Source organism: Clostridium autoethanogenum DSM 10061, from assembly GCF_001484725.1.
Classification (GTDB): Bacteria; Bacillota; Clostridia; order Clostridiales; family Clostridiaceae; genus Clostridium_B; species Clostridium_B ljungdahlii.
The window spans coordinates 4285211-4308661 of record NZ_CP012395.1 but is presented as its reverse complement, the minus strand read 5'-3'; the positions used below and the strand labels follow the sequence as shown (position 1 = coordinate 4308661).

24 protein-coding genes are annotated in these 23451 nt (G+C 29.3%); 8 read left to right on the top strand and 16 right to left on the bottom strand.

The genetic code is table 11. The annotated features are described in order from the left end of the window. Positions 1-35: 35 nt before the first annotated feature. Positions 36-470, bottom strand: a complete 435-nt coding sequence (locus tag CLAU_RS19650) for a MarR family winged helix-turn-helix transcriptional regulator (protein WP_023163528.1) — start codon at positions 468-470, stop codon at positions 36-38. A gap of 366 nt (positions 471-836) precedes the next feature. After that, a complete protein-coding gene (locus CLAU_RS19645; protein WP_023163527.1) occupies positions 837-1391 on the bottom strand; it encodes a hypothetical protein in 555 nt (184 codons plus the stop codon). A gap of 269 nt (positions 1392-1660) precedes the next feature. Here CLAU_RS19645 and CLAU_RS19640 point away from each other — a divergent pair, with 269 nt between their 5' ends. Beyond that, positions 1661-1882 carry a hypothetical protein gene (locus CLAU_RS19640; RefSeq protein ID WP_023163526.1) on the top strand — a complete coding sequence of 74 codons (222 nt, stop codon included), beginning with the start codon at positions 1661-1663 and terminating at the stop codon, positions 1880-1882. Positions 1883-2108: 226 nt separating this feature from the next. On the opposite strand, the gene CLAU_RS19635 is transcribed toward CLAU_RS19640, so the two are convergent. Further along, the gene (locus CLAU_RS19635; RefSeq protein ID WP_023163525.1) at positions 2109-4088 is read right to left on the bottom strand and encodes a methyl-accepting chemotaxis protein; all 1980 of its coding nucleotides are present in this window, start codon (positions 4086-4088) and stop codon (positions 2109-2111) included. A gap of 404 nt (positions 4089-4492) precedes the next feature. On the opposite strand from CLAU_RS19635, the gene CLAU_RS19630 reads away from it, so the two are divergent. Further along, positions 4493-5221, top strand: coding sequence for a LysE family translocator (locus CLAU_RS19630; protein ID WP_023163524.1), 729 nt, complete (start codon positions 4493-4495; stop codon positions 5219-5221). A gap of 116 nt (positions 5222-5337) precedes the next feature. Here CLAU_RS19630 and CLAU_RS19625 read toward each other — a convergent pair whose 3' ends face one another. Continuing rightward, positions 5338-5802: a chemotaxis protein CheX gene (locus CLAU_RS19625; protein WP_023163523.1), complete on the bottom strand. Its 465-nt coding sequence runs from the start codon at positions 5800-5802 to the stop codon at positions 5338-5340. Next, positions 5784-6659 carry a response regulator gene (locus CLAU_RS19620; RefSeq protein ID WP_023163522.1) on the bottom strand — a complete coding sequence of 292 codons (876 nt, stop codon included), beginning with the start codon at positions 6657-6659 and terminating at the stop codon, positions 5784-5786. The genes CLAU_RS19625 and CLAU_RS19620 overlap by 19 nt, the downstream gene beginning before the upstream one ends. Positions 6660-7080: 421 nt before the next feature. Between CLAU_RS19620 and CLAU_RS21430 the strand changes: the two genes are divergently transcribed. Both CLAU_RS21430 and CLAU_RS19615 read left to right on the top strand, forming a co-directional pair. Then, positions 7081-7212: a hypothetical protein gene (locus tag CLAU_RS21430; RefSeq protein ID WP_275935555.1), complete on the top strand. Its 132-nt coding sequence runs from the start codon at positions 7081-7083 to the stop codon at positions 7210-7212. Between the two features lie 384 nt (positions 7213-7596). Next, positions 7597-8061, top strand: coding sequence for a hypothetical protein (locus CLAU_RS19615; RefSeq protein ID WP_023163521.1), 465 nt, complete (start codon positions 7597-7599; stop codon positions 8059-8061). A gap of 70 nt (positions 8062-8131) precedes the next feature. On the opposite strand, the gene CLAU_RS19610 is transcribed toward CLAU_RS19615, so the two are convergent. The 3 genes from CLAU_RS19610 to CLAU_RS19600 form a co-directional block, all read right to left on the bottom strand. Beyond that, entirely contained in the window at positions 8132-9103 is a 972-nt protein-coding gene (locus CLAU_RS19610; protein WP_023163520.1) for a CgeB family protein, read from the bottom strand. Between the two features lie 70 nt (positions 9104-9173). Next, positions 9174-9935, bottom strand: coding sequence for a glycosyltransferase family 2 protein (locus tag CLAU_RS19605; protein WP_023163519.1), 762 nt, complete (start codon positions 9933-9935; stop codon positions 9174-9176). An 82-nt stretch (positions 9936-10017) separates the two neighbouring features. Further along, positions 10018-10779 (bottom strand): glycosyltransferase family 2 protein, encoded by a 762-nt coding sequence (locus CLAU_RS19600; RefSeq protein WP_023163518.1) that lies wholly within the window; start codon positions 10777-10779, stop codon positions 10018-10020. A gap of 161 nt (positions 10780-10940) precedes the next feature. Between CLAU_RS19600 and CLAU_RS19595 the strand changes: the two genes are divergently transcribed. Then, a complete protein-coding gene (locus CLAU_RS19595) occupies positions 10941-11858 on the top strand; it encodes a glycosyltransferase family 2 protein (RefSeq protein ID WP_023163517.1) in 918 nt (305 codons plus the stop codon). 47 nt (positions 11859-11905) lie between these two features. Here CLAU_RS19595 and CLAU_RS19590 read toward each other — a convergent pair whose 3' ends face one another. Together CLAU_RS19590 and CLAU_RS19585 are read right to left on the bottom strand one after the other, a co-directional pair. After that, entirely contained in the window at positions 11906-12670 is a 765-nt protein-coding gene (locus CLAU_RS19590) for a glycosyltransferase family 2 protein (RefSeq protein ID WP_023163516.1), read from the bottom strand. 18 nt (positions 12671-12688) lie between these two features. Beyond that, positions 12689-13381 carry a galactosyltransferase-related protein gene (locus CLAU_RS19585; protein WP_023163515.1) on the bottom strand — a complete coding sequence of 231 codons (693 nt, stop codon included), beginning with the start codon at positions 13379-13381 and terminating at the stop codon, positions 12689-12691. Between the two features lie 256 nt (positions 13382-13637). Here CLAU_RS19585 and CLAU_RS19580 point away from each other — a divergent pair, with 256 nt between their 5' ends. Further along, positions 13638-14984: a UDP-glucose dehydrogenase family protein gene (locus tag CLAU_RS19580; protein ID WP_023163514.1), complete on the top strand. Its 1347-nt coding sequence runs from the start codon at positions 13638-13640 to the stop codon at positions 14982-14984. 58 nt (positions 14985-15042) lie between these two features. On the opposite strand, the gene CLAU_RS19575 is transcribed toward CLAU_RS19580, so the two are convergent. Further along, positions 15043-15666: a polysaccharide deacetylase family protein gene (locus CLAU_RS19575; RefSeq protein WP_023163513.1), complete on the bottom strand. Its 624-nt coding sequence runs from the start codon at positions 15664-15666 to the stop codon at positions 15043-15045. 195 nt (positions 15667-15861) lie between these two features. On the opposite strand from CLAU_RS19575, the gene CLAU_RS19570 reads away from it, so the two are divergent. Continuing rightward, positions 15862-16779, top strand: a complete 918-nt coding sequence (locus CLAU_RS19570; RefSeq protein WP_023163512.1) for a glycosyltransferase family 2 protein — start codon at positions 15862-15864, stop codon at positions 16777-16779. Positions 16780-16850: 71 nt separating this feature from the next. On the opposite strand, the gene CLAU_RS19565 is transcribed toward CLAU_RS19570, so the two are convergent. After that, entirely contained in the window at positions 16851-17468 is a 618-nt protein-coding gene (locus CLAU_RS19565) for a hypothetical protein (RefSeq protein WP_023163511.1), read from the bottom strand. Between the two features lie 151 nt (positions 17469-17619). Between CLAU_RS19565 and CLAU_RS19560 the strand changes: the two genes are divergently transcribed. Next, the gene (locus CLAU_RS19560; RefSeq protein ID WP_023163510.1) at positions 17620-19059 is read left to right on the top strand and encodes a hypothetical protein; all 1440 of its coding nucleotides are present in this window, start codon (positions 17620-17622) and stop codon (positions 19057-19059) included. A 198-nt stretch (positions 19060-19257) separates the two neighbouring features. Here CLAU_RS19560 and lsrF read toward each other — a convergent pair whose 3' ends face one another. The 4 genes from lsrF to CLAU_RS19540 form a co-directional block, all read right to left on the bottom strand. Continuing rightward, positions 19258-20142: a 3-hydroxy-5-phosphonooxypentane-2,4-dione thiolase gene (gene lsrF, locus CLAU_RS19555; RefSeq protein WP_023163509.1), complete on the bottom strand. Its 885-nt coding sequence runs from the start codon at positions 20140-20142 to the stop codon at positions 19258-19260. 62 nt (positions 20143-20204) lie between these two features. Then, positions 20205-21311, bottom strand: a complete 1107-nt coding sequence (locus CLAU_RS19550; RefSeq protein WP_023163508.1) for a substrate-binding domain-containing protein — start codon at positions 21309-21311, stop codon at positions 20205-20207. 90 nt (positions 21312-21401) lie between these two features. Beyond that, positions 21402-22421, bottom strand: coding sequence for an ABC transporter permease (locus CLAU_RS19545; protein ID WP_023163507.1), 1020 nt, complete (start codon positions 22419-22421; stop codon positions 21402-21404). Next, entirely contained in the window at positions 22406-23449 is a 1044-nt protein-coding gene (locus CLAU_RS19540; RefSeq protein WP_023163506.1) for an ABC transporter permease, read from the bottom strand. The genes CLAU_RS19545 and CLAU_RS19540 overlap by 16 nt, the downstream gene beginning before the upstream one ends. Between the last annotated feature and the right edge of the window lie 2 nt (positions 23450-23451).

The following is a 23451-nucleotide window of genomic DNA, read 5'->3' as shown; positions in this document are numbered from 1 at the left end:
TTCTCCTTACATAAATACTATAATTTTATTTTAAATTACTCCTTCTTACTAAATAAATTTTTTAATATATTGAGTCCATTAAGTATACTATCAATTTCTTCAGGAGAAGCTTTACTCATTATATCCTCAAATTCTTGTTCAACTTTTTTAAAATTTTCCTGGAATCCATTTTTAAATTTATCAGTTACATTTACATAAACTACTCTCCTATCCTCATCACTTCTAGTTCTTTTTATTAAATCTTGCTTTTCTAGTCTATCTACAATCCCGGACACAGTGCTGTTTGATAGTCCCATTTTTTTACTTAAATCACTTATTTTCATCTCACCATATCTGCGTAATATTTCAATAAGCATTCCTTGAGGTGCAGTAAGATTAAAATTATTAAAACTATTTTTCATGTTCTTTTTTAAAGAACATAGTATTGTTTTCATTTCCCTCATTATTACAATACTTTTATTATCATCCATGTACTCACCTCTCTTACATTTTTAATTAAACTTTCCATAATATTTTCTATTCAAATCTTTCGTATGCGAACCTTTATGTGTAAAATATTTTACTACTAATGCTTTTTTATATCAACATCTTTTTTATTACATTATTGTTAACAAAAAAATTTTTGATTCTACTTTTCAAAAATATATGTATGATACAAGAAATTATTATTGGTTCAATTTTAGGATTAAATTAAAGTAAAAAAGGGCTGTCACACTAGTAAAAAAATATACTAATGCGGCAGCCACGAATTATACTTCAACTATTAATTTATCGCCAAACTTAACATAATAATTGAGCATTATAGTATAAGTGTATCAGTCCTTGTAAAACAATCTTTAACAATCCCTAACAAGACGAATATTTCCGATGTTTTGACAAAGACTAACGCATAATAATCTTTCTATTTCAGCAATAATCTTTACTTCAATTTTAAGATTTTGGGTAAATTTCGTTTTATCTTTTATTTCTATAATATTAGTTCCGCTAATTTTTTCAATTTGACATTCCAATGAATCTTTATCAATTCTTAGTCCTGGGCAATTTGGATCTATATTTTTTAGATCTTCACAAAAAGGTTTATTGAAAGTAAACTCTTTGGTTACCCTAAAGAAATGTTCCATAGGTTTTTGTTTACATCCTACATTTATTTTAAAATCTTCGCATATTGCAAAAGTAATTTTCCCTTTTAACTTATGCTTTTTAGTTCCACAAGGATCTTCCACACATTCAAAATCACCACATTCTAACACACAAATTTTAATACGTGCATTATTAGTATCAAAAGTTGCGTTAGTTAAATCTATTCCAGTGTCAACTGTTCTCATATCTTCAAAATTAAATATTTCATCAGCAAATATTACTTTAGCTTTTATTACTTCACAATGTCCCATAAATTTGACCTCCTCAGTACATTTTTTTATTATCAAAGGTTACAGGCAATACTTTAGAGCTGATATGCTCCGTTCAACTTATGTGAATAACTCTATTAAAATTTATCCTTAACTATATCTTCACTAATATATAGTTATGTTAGATTTTAAAGTTTTGACACATTACAATCTATATGTTGAGTAACTTATTATAAGTAACCAAAAGCAGCAAAATTCCATATACATATATTAGTAATGTAATACTATACCTAGCTAGGGGGAAAAACGAAATGAGTAGTGAAATGTGTGATTCAAAAAAATACGTTATTCCATTAACTCCATCCTGTGATTTTGGTAAAAATGGACCTATAGAAATTATTATAAACAATTACTGCTGTGAATCATGTAAACACTGCAGAAAACACCATAAAAGGCACCATAAAGGAACTCATAAAAGATATCATAAAGAACTACATGAAAAAAACAATAATGAATGTGATAAACCTAATTGACTACGACTGTTTCATTCCATAATTTGTTTCAGAAATTAAGCAGCTTTCTATTTTTGTGAAAAAGTAATTTTAAATTGAGCTGCTTGTTTTTTGAAGATCAATTTCCGAATAAAATCTGCTGTATGCAAAAAATTCAAACCTACATACTATTGTGCATAAATAAAACCCCCTTGTATTTGGTTCCTGGACAAAGCCATTAAAATACAAGGAGGTTTTATTTTAAGTTTTAAATTTTAAATTTTTTAATTGTATTACTTAAAGTCTCAGCTAATTCTGCTTGACTTTGCATGCTTTTACCAACTTGAGCCATTTTCTCTGCTGCGTCATTTATATCATTTCGAATCTCATTGGTACTTTCCGAAGATTTTTGCACAACTTCAGACATGCCACCAACAGCCTTTGTAATCTCATTTATTGTAGCTGCTATTTCTTCAGTCATAGAAGCTACTTGTTCTATATCATTAGCTGTAAGCTTAGAGTTTTCATAATATTGTTGTCCTGTACTCAAATAGTTATCCAATTGTACATTTACACTTTTATCAATAAATTGCAGCAAATTATGACTAGTTTTTGAAAGATTCTCAAAAACTTGCTGAACCTTTAATACCGTACTCTTAATTGTAGAAACTGTTTCAGAAGACTGTTCTGCTAGACTTCTCACTTCTTCAGCAACTACAGCAAATCCTTTTCCCTGCTCACCAGCCCTCTGTGCTTCAATAGCTGCATTTAATGCTAATAAGTTAGTTTGATCTGCAATACTTTCTATTACATTCGCCATTTCTTTTATTTGTAAAACTACTTTTCCATCATCTATAGCTTTTAATATCTTTTTCTCCTCATCCTTATATATATTTTTACATTCGTTTATGGCACTTTGAGCATTTTGTTGAACAGAGAGCGCATTTTGTTGAGATTTACTTGCGGTTTTATTTTGATCTTCAGTCTTATTTGCAAGCTGTACTGTACCGGAATCTATCTCTTCTATGGATGCAGTAATTTCTTCCACAGAAGCGGTTGTTTCCTGAGATCCATCTGCTATACGATTTATGGAATTATTTATATTTTCAAATTTTGATGTCATTTCCTGAACCGTTGCAGAAAGCTGCTGACTTGAAGCATTAATATTTTTAAAATTTGCAACTATTACTTTAACTAGTGACTTTACATTTTCCTGAGCTTTGTTTAAGGAATTAGCAGTATCTGCAAATTCATCATGTCTGTCTATTTTTATAGGAGTAGTAAAATCACATACAGATAACCTTTTAGCAAATACCTGTATTTTAAAAAGTGGTTTGCAAATGTATTTTGCAATAAATATTCCACAAATCACTGCAGCTGCTAACATAATTATAAGAACTATAAAACTTATGAATTCACTCTCATTTAAATCCTGGGCATAATCACTTTGTGGAAGAATGGTCACAATTATCCATCCTGTTGCTTTGGATTGGCTAAATCCAATTACTTGAGCTTTTTTCCCTAAGCCACATTTAAAATTACCATTTTTCTCATCTATAATTTTCTGTCCGCCCACAACTTCATTTTTTATACTGTGCATTATATTACTATTATTGGAATCTGCAATTATTGTCCCATCATCTAAAGCAAGTATTGCATATCCAGTTTCCCCCACTTTAGTTTCCGTTAGCTTTTTCTGCAAAGCAGATAAGTCAACATCTGCGCCCACAGCACCTTGTTTTCCATTACTAAAAGTTACTTTTTTTGCAATAGTTATAATAATCTTACCAGTAAATGCATCTTTATAAGGCTTAGTTACAAATACTTGTCCATCTGCGGCCATGGTATCTTTATACCACTGTCTACTAGTTGGATCATAACCTTCCGGCAGCTTAACACTTTCAGGATATACTAACATCTGTTTTGTTTCATCTGCTACATAGCACTGCATTATATCTTTATTACTCTCATTTATGCTCCTAAGAGCATTCATTACATCAGCTTTATTTTCACTTATTATATTATTGTTAATTGATAAAGACTGTATATTCTGTTTTAAGGAATTATTATGCAAATCAATAAACGAAGCTTTTTCCCTTGCTATTTGACTAGTTAATTGATAGGCCTTGTTACTTACAAGTTTTGTTTCCATATAAAAAGATAAAAATGATATTACTAATAATGGAACTATAACAAAAAGTATCAATATTCCCACCAATTTATGCTGTAATGAAATTTTTTTTACCATAAATGTCACTCTCCTTTATTCGTAGTCATAATCATTAACAGTAATGCATATATCTATACATAATTGTTGACATTATCGCTAATATTATTGTTAATAATAACATTATTCGTAAAAAAAATCTATAAATAATTTAAATTATGAAAGTTTTATTGCGTAATGTCTCATTTATACTTAACAACCATATTTTTAATCACTTGATTGTTATGGCATTTATTCCTATATTATTTAAATTCCATGTTAATTATTGTCATATTTTACGGTACAATAAATTTATACTAGAAAATTTATAGAAATGGTACATATTATGTTGAATATGCATCTAGTTAAGGATAAAATAATAAGGTATGAATAAAATATTTTCATTAGACTAAATTTTAAATACTATATCGAAAGTGAGAAACTATATGTTAATAAATTTGTTTAGAGGAATACTTATAGGATTAATAACAGGTATGCCCTTAGGCCCTATCGGCGCAGTTTGCCTTAAAAACACTATTACTTTTGGGCGTAAATGTGGTCTGATTTCCGGTCTTGGTTCAGCAGTTGCGGATAGTATTTATGCAACAGTTGCAGCTCTAGGTTTTATGTTAATAGAAAAATTCATTCTTATTCATAAAGTATATTTTCATATAATAGGAGGGATTATATTAATTTGTTTTGGTATCTATTCTTTTGTTAAAAAAAGTCCGGGCAAAGATGTAGATAAAACAGGAAATATAAAATCTTATTCACCTAGCGGTTCTATGTTTAAAGCTTTTATCTCAACGTTTTTTATTGCACTAGCAAACCCAGCAACAATTTTTTCTTTTATAGCTGTATTTACAGGGCTGCGCTTGGCACATATCGGACAAGAACCAGATCATAAATTACTTTTAATAATAGGAGTATTTATAGGAAGCATGCTGTGGTGGATTCTATTAGTATTTACCATGGGTAAATTTAATAATAAGCTTAATGTAAAAAATGTAAAATTTATAGATAAAATTTTAAGCTCGATAATAATTTTTTCAGGAGTTGTAATAATTTTAGCAGGCTTCAAATACTTTGGTCCAATGAAACCCCATTTTATATTACATTCCAAAATATTTAAAATATTTTTAAATATTAAATATAATATATCAATACATAGATAAAAGTGGAGAATAAGCTTAGGCATTTTCAAAGAAATATCCATCGCACCTTTGACTGGTTATTTTCTTTCAAATGCCTTATTCTCCACTTTCCATATATCCAAATAATAAATAGTCCTCTACTTACATTTTTCTATTGCAACATTTACTCGAAATGAAAGTCCATCTATAATCATTTCCACACATATAGTCTTATCTGCATTTGATGAAGCTTTAAAATTTCCATACATCAATGTAGGAGTTGATATATCTATTTTAATACCTTCATTTGAAAATGATGTAGATGCATTGGCAGTAAGCATATTTGTAAGTTCTTCAATTGCACTTTGGGCCATTTCATCTAATTCTTTAACTGGAGCTCCCATCATCATCTTAGAAGCTATAGCTTTTGCATTTTCTATAGTAGTTTCATATATGATGTTGCCTTTCAAATCACCTACAATTCCAATGATAATTAAAACTCCCATGCTTTCTATAGTCTTTCCTCTAAGACTAATCGCACCTTTTTTTATATCATTCATTCCAAGTTCAGGCATAACATTTAAAAATGCCTCAAAAAATGGATTTATATATTTGACATCCATTCTCCAGACCTCCTTTGAAATCCTACATTTACATAGATTTCACCAAATTCAGTATTAGCTACAGAAGATGTAGTTGTATCTAATTCTGCTTTAGATATATTTATGGAATTTCCATAGAATATACTTGGAGGTGCTACGCGCAGTCCTAACAATTTATTTTTTCTATTGAGTACAGAGGACGCATTTCCTGCTACCATGTTACAAATTTCTCCCATGATGTTTAACATTTCCTCTGCATTTTTAGGCTTTCTTCTTAATGCAAATTCAGAAAGTTTCTCCGCAGTATCATAAGACATATCTAGTAACATTCTTCCTGAATACTTACCTATAATGCCCATAACAACTGATATTCCCCTGGATACTAGCTCTACATCTGAGTTACTTTCTTCGCCAAACTTTGGTACTGTTTTCATTAATTTATTAAAAACATCCATAAATGACTCTTTATAAACCTTGTAATAAACTTCATCAAGATTGTTAAACAACTCATCATCTGCCATTATTCTATTTATCAATAAAGTAAGTTCTTCAGGATCAACAGGTTTTTGGATATATCCACAAGCATGATTTTTTTTAGCTTTTTTCACTATTTCATCATCCATCATGGAACTTACTATTATAACATTTATGTTTGGATCTATGGAATGAATTGCTTTAGTACATTCAATACCATCTGTACCGGGTATAGTCATATCCATGGTTACAATATTTGGCCTTAATTTACCTACCACTTCAATGGTCTCTTCAAGAGAAGTAGCTTCACCAACGACATCAAATCCATTATCAGTAAGCATATCCCTGAGTAATGCAATTGAAAAAGGTGAATCATCCACAACTACTACTTTAATATCTTTCATAATTCCACCAACTTTCTTAATTTAAATATTATTCCTTTATTTTCTACACTTTAGATAATCGACTTACTTACAATTATATTAACATATTTTTTGTAGTGTTTTCAAAAAATTTTTCATATCTGTTCAATTTACTTATACTAATTTATTCATATTTAATCTTACACGAAATTTTATAAAAATTCATATAAATAAATTTTATATACTACTTTTTTTGCAAATTTATTTGTATTCTCCAATAGAAAAATAGAGCTTTTATCCCAAATCTCTTTAAAATATAGTAGCTTGTACATTTAATGTGAAAATTCATTAAATTCTGAATTTTAATTTTACGATAAAAAAAACTTTTAATTTTAACCATAATTTTAATTGACATTTTCTTTTTATGAGTATATAATAATAAAAACGAAAGGGGTTGGTAACTTTGAATAAACTAAAAGATAAGGAACCGATATTAATAACTTCTGATGTTATTGAAGAATGTTTATCTGAATCTCTAGATATTATTGAAAAAGAAACTGCATCACATAATAAAAGTAAAAAACAAGTGAAATAACTTTGTATACCCTATTCTATTTTTATTTTAAAAATAGAATAGACTATACAAGGTTTATCCTTACTACATATAATTACGGAATGAATAATCTTTATATAATAAATTTTCAATTCAACTTTTACCTTTCTTTTCTCATTTTATTTCTCCTGCAAATAATTAACTCAACTTTTTTAGTTAATAGTTAAAAATTAAGAATTAATAGTTAATGTGGATTTTTTGGGATATCTAAAAATCATCCTTCACTGTCAATTGTCCACTATCAACTTTCAACTAATCAAAATTTTATATGTGTAAAAGTTGAGTAAATTAATATAAACTGTCATAATATTACCTAGGACGCTATATAAATAAAGTAAATAAATTATATCTAAAGTAGGAAATTTTATGTATTGTAATAAAAAAACTCATGCTATTAATTTTCTAGATTTACTTGCCTTAACTGATAATATTCCTATAAAAAGCTATGTAGATTACATTAACCTTACTAAAATCAAAGATAGCTACATACAATCTTTAATAAATGAAATAAAATCAAAAAATAACCTTATTTCATATACTGAGGAAGTAAATTCAAATTTAGCTGATAAAGTAAGCAAACTACAAAACTCTATTTATAAATATGAAAATAAGATCCATGCTCTTAAAATCAACCAAATCTCAGTAAGACAAGAACAATTCAAAATTATTTACGATTATGAAAAAGAAATAAGTAACTTAAGATGTGAAAAAGATACTTTGCATAAAGAAATGAATAAAAAAATCAACTCCTTGTTAAAAATAATAGAAGAAAAAGAAAGCATGCTATCTAGATTACATGAATTACTATATAGTATAATACAACAACTATAGACGTAAACAGCACTAAAAAAGAGACTTCTGTATCCAGAAATCATCTTTTTTAATATCTTACAGTATAAAGTCATCTTACCACTTTATACTTATATAATTCTTTTACAAAGCGATCAACCATGTTATCGTAATTATAATTAGCATAGCATCGTTTCTGTCCAAGTTTAGCTATTTTATCTCTTGATTCTGCATCCTTTAAATAGGTATCTACTAATCTTAAAGTAGTTTCAGCATCATCGCTCCATACTAGATGCACTCCATTTGTAAAATTGTATTCCAACGCTTTTGTATATTGAGAAAGATAAAATCCCTGACAACCAAGCACTTCAAAAGTACGCATACTCATCATAGTTTTTGAATTTGTTACAGAGTGAATTCCCAGTACAATTTTAGCAGTGGCACAAGCATCTGGTACCTCATTATAATAGCAGTATCCTCCATAAAATTTCTCATCCGGCAGTACATAAGGATATCCTTCCTCAAACCAGTTGCAGCCAAATACCTTTATATTATAGTTTCTCTCTATTAGTGGATTTAAAATCTTATAAATTCCTTTAGTACGCTGATCATATTTATAATTATTACCTATAAATATGATGTCATAGTCGTATTTAGGATTATACTTTCCTTTGTAATGGTATCTTTTATTACAAGCAAAAGGAACAAAAGATACATTTATTTCTAGCTTTTTATAGAAAGGTATACATTCCACAGCAGGTGTAAGCAATAATGCTGCATTTTTCCCATTCTCTATTGAATAAGTGAAAAATTCAATAGGATCATCTATAGCCCAATATACATAAGGAATATTAAGTTTGTTTAAACAAAAAATTACTTTGTTAAAGTTCTTTTTAATGGTTGTCCCAGGATTTAAAAACAAATCCGGTTTATATTCCTTAATTTCCTCTATGAATGGCAGCATAGAACCTTCATTAATACTTTTATACAGCTCAGTATGTCTAACATCTACACCACAATTTTGTAGAGCTTCTGTAAATCCATATTTTAAAAAAGGTCCATCCTCTGAAACTAATATTTTCATCACATATTCTCCTTGCATATTTTAATAAAACAAGTAATATTTTTTGAATATTATTGGCGCCTTTTCACTTTTACACTGTTACAATTCTAATAAAATTAGGGGTATTTAAAAACCTTTTAACATACTCTGCAAATAAATCTTGTTGGCTTATTCTCCACGTATGATCATTTAGATTTCTATTTCTCATATAAACATAATTATACTTATCAGAAGAAAACATTTTTATACCTGCCTTAAGACAATCATCTAAAAAGAAATTATCTTCTCCAACAGTTACTTTTTTAAATTTTACTTTTTCAAATATCTCCTTTTTAAATAATATAGTCCCTCCTGCCACAGTACGTGTAAACTGGTTTTCAAAGTTCGGTAAAAAAATACCTAATTCATTATTTTCTTTAAAATATATGAAACGGGAACATTTTCCCGTAATTTGAGCATCTGTATACTTAAACACATTCATAAGATCTGTAAGGTAATTAACTCCATAATAATCGTCATCATCCATTTTAGATATATAATCATATTTTGATTGTCCTATTCCAAAATTTAAACATTCCCCCAAGGTACAGTTATCATCTAATTTAAATATTTTTACTCCTTTTAAAGTTCTAGATTTTGCTTCATAATCTTTTATATCTAAATTGTTGTTATTTAAAATTATTATTAATTCCTTGTTCTTATAATCAAGTCTTCCATAATTAAGAAATATATTATCTATATGCTGAAATTTATTTGTAGGCGTAATAATAGAAACACCAGGCTGTAGAGTTTTACTATACTTTTTTCTAATAGACTTAACTAATATTTTTTCCCTTACTATTTTTTGCAACATATTTACCTCCAATAAAAAATTCAAATTTGTATAAAAATAATATATTTATGCACATAATTATGTTTATACGAGTTATCTAACTCTATGCTATAATGAAGGGAATATAATATTTAGTATTAATGACTTTTTCGCAGTAAGATTCCATGATCTCCTCATCGCCTATTTTCCAAGTATGTTCATCTAAGCTCTTATTTCTAATATAGACATAATTATATTTGTCAGCAGAAAATATCTTTATACCAGCGTTATTGCAATCTTCGAAAAAAGAAATATCTGTTCCAGCACCATACAAGCATCTAAATTTAATTTTACTAAATATTTCTTTTTTCAAAGTTATAGTACCCCCTGCTACACCAGGCACATACTTATTTTCAAAGTGCGGCGAAAAAGTAGCTAACAAGCTGCTTTCTTTAAAGTATATAAAACGCGAAAATTTTCCTGTAACCTGGGTGTCTGTATATTGAAATACATTCATAAGATCTGTAAGATAATTAATTCCATAATAATCGTCATCATCCATTTTAGATATATAATCATACTTTGACTGCTCTATTCCAAAATTCAAACATTCTCCAAGAGTACAGCTTTCATCCAATTGGAATACCCGTACATTATTTAAACGCCAAAATTTAATTTTATAGTTATCTTTTTTTAACTTATTGTCATTTAATATTATTATTAACTCCATACATGGGTACTTAAGTCTTCTATAATTAGAAAATATATTATTCTTACATTGGAGTTTATTAGTAACTACAATAATAGAGACTCCTTCTTTAGAGTCTTCACTATATTTTTTTCTAATATTTTTAACCCAAGCTCTATTTTCGAATATTTTCTCCACTCTGCACTTTGCTCCTTTTATAAAATCAAATTTCTAATATAATATATTCAATAACATACCTATAGTGCAAAACTTTTGCTAACTAATTCAATTTTCATGCATAATTTAATAGTGGAAGCTTTAAAGTAGTGATTGCTTTATAAAAGGAGTGTACAAATTTAGTGAAAGAAAAAATTTCATATAACGATAAAATAGATGTTTCTATAATTATCCCTTGTAAAAATGAAGTAAATAATTTAAAATGGACGCTAGACTCTATTATGAAGTCCAAAAACTTGCTTAATTTTGAAATTATAGTAGTAGATGATGCTTCTAGTGATTCAAGTACTCAATTTTTAAACTCAGACTTAAATAAATCAATCTATAAAGATATTATTTTAATTAAAACAGATAACGTGGGAGTCTCCCGTGCAAGAAATGCTGGTGCAAAAATAGCTAAGGGAAAATATTTATTTTTCTGTGATGCACATATAAAAATTTGTGACCACTTATTAGATAATCTAGTGAGTACCCTAAAGATTTCCAATTCTGATCTAGCAGCACCTTGTATTTTAGATATGTACAACAGTTTAGCAGTAAGTTATGGCATGACCTGGGACAATAATCTTAAACCTAAATGGTTAGAATCAAATCCAAATTTTATAACTGAAATTCCTTTTGCCTGTGGCTGTGCTTTTATTATTACTAAAAAAACATTTAATAAAATTCACGGATTTAACAAAATTTTTGAAATTTACGGTAGTGAAGATTTTGAAATATGTTTAAAAGCATGGCTTTATGGTTATAAACTTACAATTAATCCAAATATTAAAGTTAGACACCTTTTTAAGCAAAAACATTCCTACAAAATAACCTACTCAAATTTAATTTATAATATGCTGTGTCTTTCCTATTTTCATTTTAAAAAAGAAAGAATTATTAAGACAATCGAACTTTTAAAAAATAACTACTATTTTCATAGTGCCTCAGAAAACATAAAATTAAACATGGACTTAATTTACGCATATAGAAAATTATATTTTGAAGAGCGTAAATATGAAGATGATTGTTTTTTTCGAAAATTTAACATTAAATTTTAAGCCTAAAGAGCAAGACCTATAACTTGGTTGTTTATAGGTCTTGCCCTTTATATTGTTACAAATTTAGTAAAATCTTTAGTAAATAAAAAATACTCACTACAGTACTTTCTAATTTCATTTGAACTTATTTTCCAAGTGTGTTCATTCAAATTTTCATGTTTAATATAAACATAATTAAACTTATCCGAAGAAAACATCCTTATTCCACAAGAATTACATTCTCTTAAAAAAGTAATATCTTCTGAATTATTGAAATTTTTAAACTTAACCTTTTTTAGTATTTCTTTTTTAAAAGTTATAGTACCTCCTGCTATAGCTTCATATACATACTTATTCTCATGCCCAGGCGAAAAAACTCCAAGCCTATTGCTATCTTTAAAATATATAAAACGAGAAGCTTTACCAATAACCTGTGCATCCGTATATTTAAATGCATTCATCAAATCTATAAGATAGTTACTTCCATAATAATCATCATCATCCATTTTAGAAATATATTGATATTTTGATATTTCTGCAGCAAAATTTAAACATTCACCTAAAGTAACATTTTCATCTAATTGAAATATTTCTACATTGCTTAAATTTCTAGCCCTTATCTCATAATTTTTTATATCCAAATTATTATTATTTAAAACAATTATAAGTTGTTTACATGGATAATTAAATGCTTTATAATTCATAAATATATTATCCATATACTTATATTTATTGGTAGCAGTTATAATGGACACTCCTGGATTTGAAGTTTTAATGCACTTCTCTCTAATTTTTCTTACCAATTTCTTTTCTGCCGTTATTTTTTCTAACATACATGCCTCCTAAACAATCTAGACATTATACAAAATGTTCTTTTTATTCAAACGGCTTATTATAGCATCCTTATTACCATAAAATTTGTCAAGCAGCTTTAAATTTTTTTTATGGTGAAATTTATAAGGACTTACATCATGATACATATGCCACATATTAGTTGCTATTCTTCCATAAGGTCCACATATAGCATCCATTGCTCTTTGGAAAGCATCGTCTTCCTCTCCCCAACCTTTAAAAGCTTCGTCAAATCCTCCGACTTTTTCAAAATATTTACGGGGAACTACATTGATCCCTCCATATATCTCATTACAATTAAGTCTTGAGCAGCCTTTAAAGTCAATATATTTAACATCAATATCTGGATGCATTTTTCGTAACTTTCTTGATTGCTTTGCTGTTAAATAGTCTATTGAATTAAATGGTATTATCCAGCTGCAATAAGTTAGTCCAAGTATAGCTTTTGCTATCTGATCTATATCAAAAATAATGTCCGCATCTGCAATTATAAATATATCCCTTGTGGCTATTTTAGCCGCAGTATTTACTGCTGCGGATTTACAAAAAGGCTCTTTGTCATAAACTCCTATACATATTTCAGCGCCTGGCATTAAAGCTTTATATCTTTTCTTGATCCATTTCCAATTTCTATCCCTGTATCCCCCATCTGATTTATATGGAATTAAAACAGAGATTCTTTCATCAAACATATTAAAATATCCCTTCTGAGTTTTAATTATACTGTAATAAAAGAAATAAAATTTTTAGTAATCATAATTTTTCAAGTAAAGCCCTTTTTAACTATATGCCCAACTACACTTTTCCTTTTGCTATAGAATTAAATTTCTAATATACTATATTCAATTATATGGCTATAGTGCAGAACTTTTACTAACTAATTCAATTCTTATGCATATTTTAATATTAAGGTAACTTTAAATTAAAGTTGTTCTGGAGGAATTAGTTATGAAAATATCCGTTATAGGTACCGGTTATGTTGGACTAGTAACTGGAGCCTGTTTTTCCAGTAAGAGTAACTCTGTTATTTGCGTTGATATTGATAAAGAAAAAATCCAAGTTCTAAAGGAAGGCAATATTTCCATCTATGAACCAGGTTTGAATAAAATAATTTTAGATAACATGCATAATGATAATTTAAAATTCACAACGGATATTAAATTTGCTGTAAAAAATTCAGACATTATATTTATAGCTGTAGGGACTCCATCTGCAAATGATAACAGTACTGATTTAAGTAGTATATTTTCAGCTGTAAAAGATATAGGCAAATATATGGAAGATTATAAAATTATCGTGAATAAATCTACAGTTCCTGTGGGAACATTCTCTAAAATAAAAAAAATAATAAAAGATGAAATAACACTTAGAAATATTAAACTGGACTTTGACGTAGTATCCAATCCTGAATTTTTAAGAGAAGGTAGTGGGATAAATGATTTTATAAATCCAGATAGGGTAATAATAGGATCTTCAAGCGATAAAGCAAAATGTGTAATTAAAGATTTATATTCAAATATAGTTTCAAGGAATAGGATAATATGTATGTCCAATGCTGCTGCTGAAATGACAAAATATGCTTCCAATGCTATGCTGGCAGCAAGAATATCTTTTGTGAATGATATATCCAATTTATGTGATATCTTAGGAGTAAATATAGAAGATGTTAAGCTTGGTATGGGACGTGACAAAAGAATAGGCCCTCTATTTTTAAACTGCGGTATAGGATATGGAGGTTCCTGTTTTCCTAAAGATATAAAGTCACTTATAGAAATAGGTAATAAAAATAACTATCAGATGATTTTGTTAAAAGCTGTAGAAGAAATAAACAAAAATCAGACAAATATTTTTATAAAAAAAATATTAAAGTATTTTAATTTCGGTACTTTTAGTAAAAATTTAGCCGGGAAAACTTTTGCAGTATGGGGTGCAGCTTTTAAAAATGATACAGATGATATTAGAGAATCGCCGGCAATAATTATAATAAAGGAACTTTTAAAAAGTGGAGTTAAAATTTTCTGCTATGATCCAAAAGCTATGAAAAAAGCTTACAATGTGTTTGGAAATAAAATATGTTATAGTAAGGATAAATATTCTATACTAAAAAATGCAGATGCACTTTTGATATTAACTGAATGGGATGAATTTAAAGAAGCAGACTTTAATATTATAAATTCAAATCTAAAAGATAAAGTCATATTTGACGGTAGAAATATGTATAGTTTAAAATATATGTTAGGAAAGCCTTTTGATTATATTTCAATGGGTAGGCAGCCTATTTATAATTGTAGATAAATTTTAAAGTTTTAAGGGGCACTACTAATTAGAAGTATCAACCCCTTAAAACTTTAAATTATATTAACTCACTTATTTTTTTGAATTCAAATTTTCTGCTTTTAAGTGTGCTTATAATAAAATCTGAAGCAGCTGCGGTGTTTTTTCCATGTCCATGCATTAATACAATGTCGCCACCTTTTAGTTTTTTAAATACACGTTCCACTATAGTTTTGGTTGGTGGACTTTTCCAATCGGAAGGATCTATGCTCCAGCAAACATTATACATATAACCACAATCATTAGATGCCTTTAATATATATTGACTCCACTCGCCATAAGGAGCTCTAAAAAATGGCTTAGGATTTACTCCTGTAATTTTTTCTATTACTTTCTCTGCTTTTTCAATATCTTTCTTACTTTCATCATAATACATTTCCTCTGGATGGCAATGTTCATAGGAATGATTTCCAATTTGATGGCCTTCGATAACAATCTGCATTGCTAGTGTTGGGAATTTTTCTACCCACATACCTGTCAAAAAAAAAGTGGCCTTTACTGAATTCTTTCTTAAAATATATAAAATTTGTGGAACAGCCATATAATCATAATCATCACAGTCATAGGTTAACGCAATTTGTTTAGATTCACGATTGCCATGAACTATAAAGTTAACATGACCTATTAAACTTTTTTTATTCATTTTATCACCCCAGTTTATACTATGCTCTTTGCATGATTCGTGTATCACTCCTACTTTTAATTGAATATGGTATAAAAGGTGGTTTATTTATATTTGATGAAAAATATCTATATATAATATCAAGTAAATATTTTGATAAATTTAATTTTCAATCATTTCTTAAAAATCTATATATTTGGAAGGAGTGTACATTTAGTGGAAGAAAAAACTTCATATAAAGATAAAGTAGATGTTTCCATAATCATCCCCTGCAAAAATGAAGCAAATAACTTGAAATGGACATTGGACTCCATTATGAAATCTAAAAATTTTCTTAGCTTCGAAATCATAGTAGTAGATGATGATTCCATTGACTCAAGTACCCAATTTTTAAAGTCAGATTTAAACAAGTCTATCTATAAAGATATCGTTTTAGTTAAAACAGATAATATAGGGGCTGCCCGTACAAGAAATGCCGGCGCAAAAATAGCTAGAGGAAAATATTTATTTTTCTGCGATGCCCATGTAAAAGTTTCTGACCACTTACTAGACAATCTAGTGAATACCCTAAAAGTTTCTAATGCCAATATAGCAGCACCCTGTATTTTAGATATGCATAATAATTTAGGAGCTGGATATGGACAAACCTGGGATAATAAACTTAATGTTACCTGGATTGTACGTAATCCTGGCATTATCTATGAGATTCCCATTGCCTGCGGATGTGCTTTTTGTATAACCAAAAAGGCTTTTCAAAAAATAAATGGGTTTGACAACTTATTTCAAGTATGGGGAAAAGAAGATGAAGAGCTTTGTTTTAAAGCCTGGCTTTACGGATATAAGCTTGTGGTTAACCCAGAAGTAAAAGTAAGACATCTTTTCAGAACAAAACATCCCTATAAAGTCACTTCATCTAATGTTGCTTACAATATGCTTTGTATGGCATATTCTCACTTTAAGAAACAACGTATACTTAAGACCATAAGTCTTATAAATGGCTATTCCTATTTTCCTGATGTAGTTTCAAATATTAAATCCAACTTAGACTTAATATTTGCCCAAAGAGAAAAATATTTTAAGGAGCGTATACATGATGACGATTTTTTCTTTGAAAAATTCATGATTTCATTTTAAAAAATAAAGGTTATCTCAAAACACTTCTTGCGAAATATTTTTGAGATAACCTTTTTAATGTAAAGTAAATGCTAACATGTAGGTGTAATTTTACCTGTAACCTCATATATATTTACTTTAGGACATGAGGAACCTACAGTTCCAAGATTTTTAAAGCTTAAATCGCTGACTAAAAATTTTATAGTATTTGGATCTATAGTTCCACAGCAAACTACATCCGAATCACAGAAACATACAACATCTGTGCAGCATAGGAAGGCACAATTTCCACTTGGATCTTTAAATCCCAAACTTGCAAATACCTTAACACTTCCAGTAACTTTTGCTCTATTGAGTGCTATAGTACATCCATTTGTAAGTGTTGCCGTACATTTGCCACTTCCCTGAGTAACAGTAAATTCAGTACGTTTAGAAACGCCAGCATGCACATGTCCAGGTATAAATGTAAAATCAGTGGGAACACTAATTAAACAGCAAAAAGTTCCCGCAGTGCAGGATGGACATGGAGTTGGTGGTGTTGTTGGATCACAATTACAACAAGGATCAGAAACGCTTTGCTGCAAAACTTCTCCTGAACCGGATTCAATTAACCCCACTAGTTCCTTTTTTTCATCTTCACTTAAATCCGTTGCTAGTTGATTCTTAGTTATACTATCTATTTCCATCATAATTTCTTGAACGTCCTTCAATTATTATCTCTCCTTTTCAAAGTACTTCTACACTAACATTTTACGTAGCAAATTTTTAATTGTTACAATTTAAAATATTTTTTGTTATAATATTGAAGTCCTCAAGCATATTTTATATATAAAGAATAATTCTCCAAGAGGAGTTAGTTTAATGAGATCTAAAGACAAAAAATCTTATATTTTAAAACGCTCTAATGGAGCCATATGGAACATATCTTATAATGAAAATAGAGAAATTGTATATAGAATATTTAAAGAAGATGCCTTGCATACTTATAATTTGATTACAAGCAATATTTCTCAAAATCTTTCAGCTATATTACTTCCAAATGACATAATATATGTTTTATATCAGGATATGAATGGAAATATAAATTTGCTTACAGAAGATGAAACAAGATGGAATGAACAACAAATCATTAAAAACAATAGAGGAAAAATGAATGATGTTTACTTTCAAGCTTTCCTAAACCAAAATGAGATCCATATAATCTACAGTGTTTTAAATAAAAAAGCAGGCATTACAACTATCTGGCACCAAATTTTAGATAAAAAAAATGACCTATCTTCTTCTAAAATAATAGATACACTAAAATTTAATTATGATATAGCTTTTTCCCTTCACACTTCAAAAGATAAAAAAATATTTATTTTATATCAAAAGTCATTAAATAATAGGCATGAGCTCGGCTACAAGATATTCAATCATGAAAGTAAAAATTGGTCCAACTTCTATAGTATAGATTCAAGTACTTTCCCTTATAAATATTATTCTATACTTAAAAGTAAAAATACAATTCATATACTATATATAAAAAATAGCCAAAATAGAAACAGTTTAATCTATGCTAGTGGTATTGGTACAGACTTTAAATATAATAAATTGTCACAAAGTGTAAATATAGACTTCTGTTATTTTTTCATAGGATACAATCAAATATGGTGCTCCTGGACACAAGATAATAAAATTTACAGCAGCTTTTCCATAGATGGTGGTAGGAGTTTTAGTAATGCTCCCTTTAAGAATTCATTAACTTTCCTGGACATTACAAAATGTATTTATAGCTCAAATAAGCAAAGTTATCTAGATACTTTTTATTTCAATGAACTTTATATGATAAATAAAAATCCTTTAGAGTATTTGATTATATCTCAAATATTTCCTAACATTAATGATTATAAAGTCAACCCTTATATGACTTATTTTATGGATGAAATTTGGAAAAAAATCTCTGCATACCAAAAAATGCTTAATCAAAAAAATAACTTAATTCTCCAGCTTAAATATTTATTAAAGCAAGAAAAAACCAAATATCTCTCATACAAAAGCAGATGCTATAATATAAATGAGGAATATGACAATTTCAATAAAACAAAGGATTTGCTAAATGAAAATATTAACTTTATTCAAAAAAGTTTAATTGAAAAGGAAAATAAAATTAACGAACTAGAAAATGCCACTATTGAAAAAGAAGATGCTATTATTAATCTAAAACTTCAACTAAAAGCTGTTATTTCCCAGCTAAATTTGTATAAATCAAAAGCAAATAGTTCTCTTTTAAAGAAAATATTTAAAAATGATAAAATATAATTACACTTTTCACTTGTAACATTTTTCTCAAGCTTAATAATCATTTATTTTCAATATCTCATAATATAATTTTTTTGTGCAAAAACAGAAAATTTTTATATAGTAAAAATGCAGCTAATCATGACTCATCTATAATTAGCTGCATTTCTAAATCTTAATTTTATCCAATGACTACCTGTTTTTTCACCCAATAACTCATTATTTATGAATAGCATCCTGATAAAATTCATAAGCTTGCTTATCAGTTGCTTTCTCATGAACAATCTTTCCTATCGCTTCAGCCATTTCTACTGGATGAAGACTTTGGAAAATATTACGTCCCATATCTAGTCCATGTGCACCTTCACTTATTGCATGATATGCCATTGTAAGAGCTTCATTTTCAGGTAACTTTTTTCCACCTGCTACAACAATAGGAACTGGACATGCTGCTGCAACTTCTTCAAAGTTCTCACAATAATAGGTCTTAACAATGTTAACACCAATTTCTGCTAAGATACGTGTAGCAAGTTTAAAGTAACGATCTGTACGTTCCATATCCTTTCCTACTGCTACAACGCCCATAGTTGGAATGCTATAACGTATACCTTCATTTATAACCTTCGATAAATTATTTATACTTTGAAGTTGGCCATCTGCACCAATAAATCCTTGAACAGCCATACAATCTGCATTGCAGCGGATTGTATCTTGAATATCAACAGCAACTACCTCATGGGATAAATCATCATTTAGCATAGATGAACCAGATGAAACACGTAGTGCGATTGATTTTTGTCCAACTGGTGGAACACAAGTACGAAGTGCACCTCTTGTACACATCAAAACATCAACATAATCCATAAGTTTGGGAATCAACAAATCAAGCCTTTCCAAACCTGATACAGACCCCATAAAATATCCATGATCAAACGCAAACATTACAGTATTGCCACTATTTTTATCAAAAATATTTGCAAGATGCTTTTTCATTCCCCAATCTAAATTATTAGCTCCTTTAACATAAAAGCCTTTAGAATTATTTGCAAATTCAGTATCTATATGATAATCTTTTGCTACTTTAAAGCCTTCCATATCTGGCATAATTAAAATCCTCCTTATAATTTATACATTTATCATTTGAAATCAAATAAATAAGTTATACATTAAAAATCAAAATTATTCATATTACTTTTAGTAAATACAGTTCTCTCAGGTAGTAATACAACTCCCGAAGAAGGATCAGAAGTACTTGCTGAATCATTAAGTACATTATTAGGCATAACTTCTACAGTACCAATATCAGGAATTTTAATCTTATCACCAACTTTTACTTTATTACCTGCAGCAAGATAGTATGCCATATAGCAACCCATAGCACCTTGGATTCCGCAATCCCATAATCCCCAACGTGTAATAATACCTTCTTTACAATACTGTTTTATAGAATTAGGTGAAGCAAACCCAGTAATGGTAATATCTTTAGCTTTTTTACCTTTGTTCTGAGCTGCCTGACATTGTCCAGGAAGTGCAGTAGAGTCATTGCAGATAATTAAATCAATATCCTTATGTGCTGATAATATAGATTCACCAACTGAAATAGCTTGTTCGGCATCTTGGTTTGAATAATAGTTATCTGGTGCAACATTTTGCCAGTTAGGATATTTTTGCTTAATGTATTTTTCTCCCTCTACTCTCCAAGAGTTTTGGTCAGTAACACTTGCATTTGAATAATGCCAGCAATATTTGATAGGATCCTTATCTGGGTTTTTGCCACGTTCTTTTAATGAATCGTAACTCATCTTAACTAGCATTTCTCCTAATTGCTTAGGTGTACCTTGAGAAACCATAATTTTACGAACAGATGGATCTACATCAGAATCCCATGTAGTAACTTTAACACCTGCTGCTGCTGCAGCTTTTAAAGCATCCTTAACGCCAGCAGCATCAACAGATGACATACAAATTGCATTTGTACCTTGTTGAACTGCTTTGTTAATTACAGATACCTGAGCAGATGCAGATGCACTAGCATCACCTTCGTAGTCAACTTTAAATCCCCACTTTTTAGCATATTTTTGAGCACCCTTATTAGCAGATTCAAAGAATGCATTGCCTGTAACCTTTGGAATAAAAGTTACCGTAATGCTACTATTTTTGTTAGAAGTACTTTTCTCTGCAGAATCACTTGATGATTTACTGGATGAACCACATCCCGTAAATGCTGTAAGAGCCATAACAACAGTTAATGTCAAAGCAAAAACTTTTTTCATTATAAAACCCCCCTGTTTTTTTGTTTTTATATGCAGACGTAAATATTCGTCTATATATACCTAATAACACTAAATAAAATTTATTTATGGCTAATTTTTGATGGATACATAATGGCGTAAAACTGTAGAAATCTTTTGATTTTTAGAAATACAGCTTCCTGCAACTACAAGGACTAACATAATGCCTACTGGAATATCTAAGTACTGATTTGGCATGCCATTCATTGAAAGACCAAATCTCATGATTCCAATTACAACTGCCGCAAGTGCTGAACCAATTACTCCACCTTTACCTCCTAAAGTGGATGTTCCACCAAGTACTACAGCTGTAATTATTGGCATAGTTAAATCACTTCCAAAATCAGATTTTGAAGATCCAAGATAACTTGTCATAATGATACCTGCAATAGCAGCTGCCATACCTGAGAAAATATATGTACTCATAATGATAAGCTTTGAATTAATACCAGTAAATCCTGCTGCGTTTTGATTAATTCCACAAAGAAAAACTTTTCTTCCATATTTTGTACTGTGTAAAATAATATAAGCAATAGCTGAAAGTGCTATAAAAATAAGAAACTGTGATGGAATAACACCAAAAAAACGTTTCTTAGTAAAACTTGTAAAGTACTGTGGAAAACCACTAATGCCAAGATAAGCAGCAGTCTTTGATATATTTGATACCGCAATAGCAAGCCCAGAATATAGAAATGATCCACCTAATGTAACTACCATTGGCTGAACACCAGTAAACCCTATAAAAAAGCCACTTAAGGCACCACATAGGCCACCAACAATAAGAGCTATTAGGCATGCTGCTATAATGTTAACTCCTGCACTTTTCCACATTACTCCAATAACTATAGAGGTTAAACCCACTATAGAACCAGCCTGCAAATCAATACCACCTGTAATAAACACAAAGCATGTAAAAATTGCAATAATACAAATAGAAATAAAATCGTTTACACTGCCAAATAGAACTTGAGGTTTTAAAAATCTAGGATTTAAATTACCAAATATAATTACTTCTGCAATAAGCAATATTATTAGGAAATATTCCCATCGAAACTTCAATTTTGTATATATTCCTTTTAGTTTCTGTTGCATACTTTATTTCCTCCTTCTACTTTGTATTCAATAACTTCTGCAGTTCTCGCTGCCAAACGTTCTCTTCTTGACTTTTCAATATTATGCTTCTGAATTACTGCATCTATAACAACAATAGTAATTAACAAAATTCCAGTAATTGTGTTATCGTAATTGGATGATAATCCTACGAAGACCAAAATACGACTGATAGATGCCATAATTAATGCACCAAAAGTTGCTCCAATCATATTTCCAATACCACCAGAAAGACTTATTCCACCAATAACACATGCGGCAATAGCTTTCATCTCATAACCATTACCAGACATAGGCGTTACAAACCCAATACGACTAACAAATATTACAGAAGCCAAGGATGCACAAACTGCACAAATTATAAAGCTGATCATCTTAGTTGCAGTAACGGGAAGACCTATATGTATGGCTCCATCCTCATTATCACCTACTGCTTGAAAATATCGTCCACATCTTTTTTTCGTTACACAAAAATGTATAAGAATCATTATTATAATAGTACCTATATAAAACCATGATAATCCAAACATACCCATCTGCGAAATTTCCTTAAAATTACGGGGAATATTTTCAACCCAAGCACCACCAGTATAAACATAAGAAAAGCCTCTTACGATACCGTTTACACCTATAGTCATAATAATTGATGGAACTCCAAGAACTGCTACGCCAAATCCATTAACAGTACCTATAACTATTCCAATCAAAATAGCTACCAATAATGCCATCATACTTGAATTACCATTTCTTATCATAGTAGCTGCCACTGCAGCTGATAACCCTAATGTACCACCTATAGATGCATCAATCTCTCCTGTAAAAATAACAAATGCCATACCAATAGCACAGATTGTATAAACCGTAGAACCATTTAAGCAAAGCATAATATTGTCTAATTTCCAAAATGCCGGATTTACAACTCCTGCAATTCCAAACAAAGCGAGGAGGAAAATTATGGATGAAAATTCTCTTCTTTTTGTTATCTTTTTCATAAAACTCATACCTTCCATAC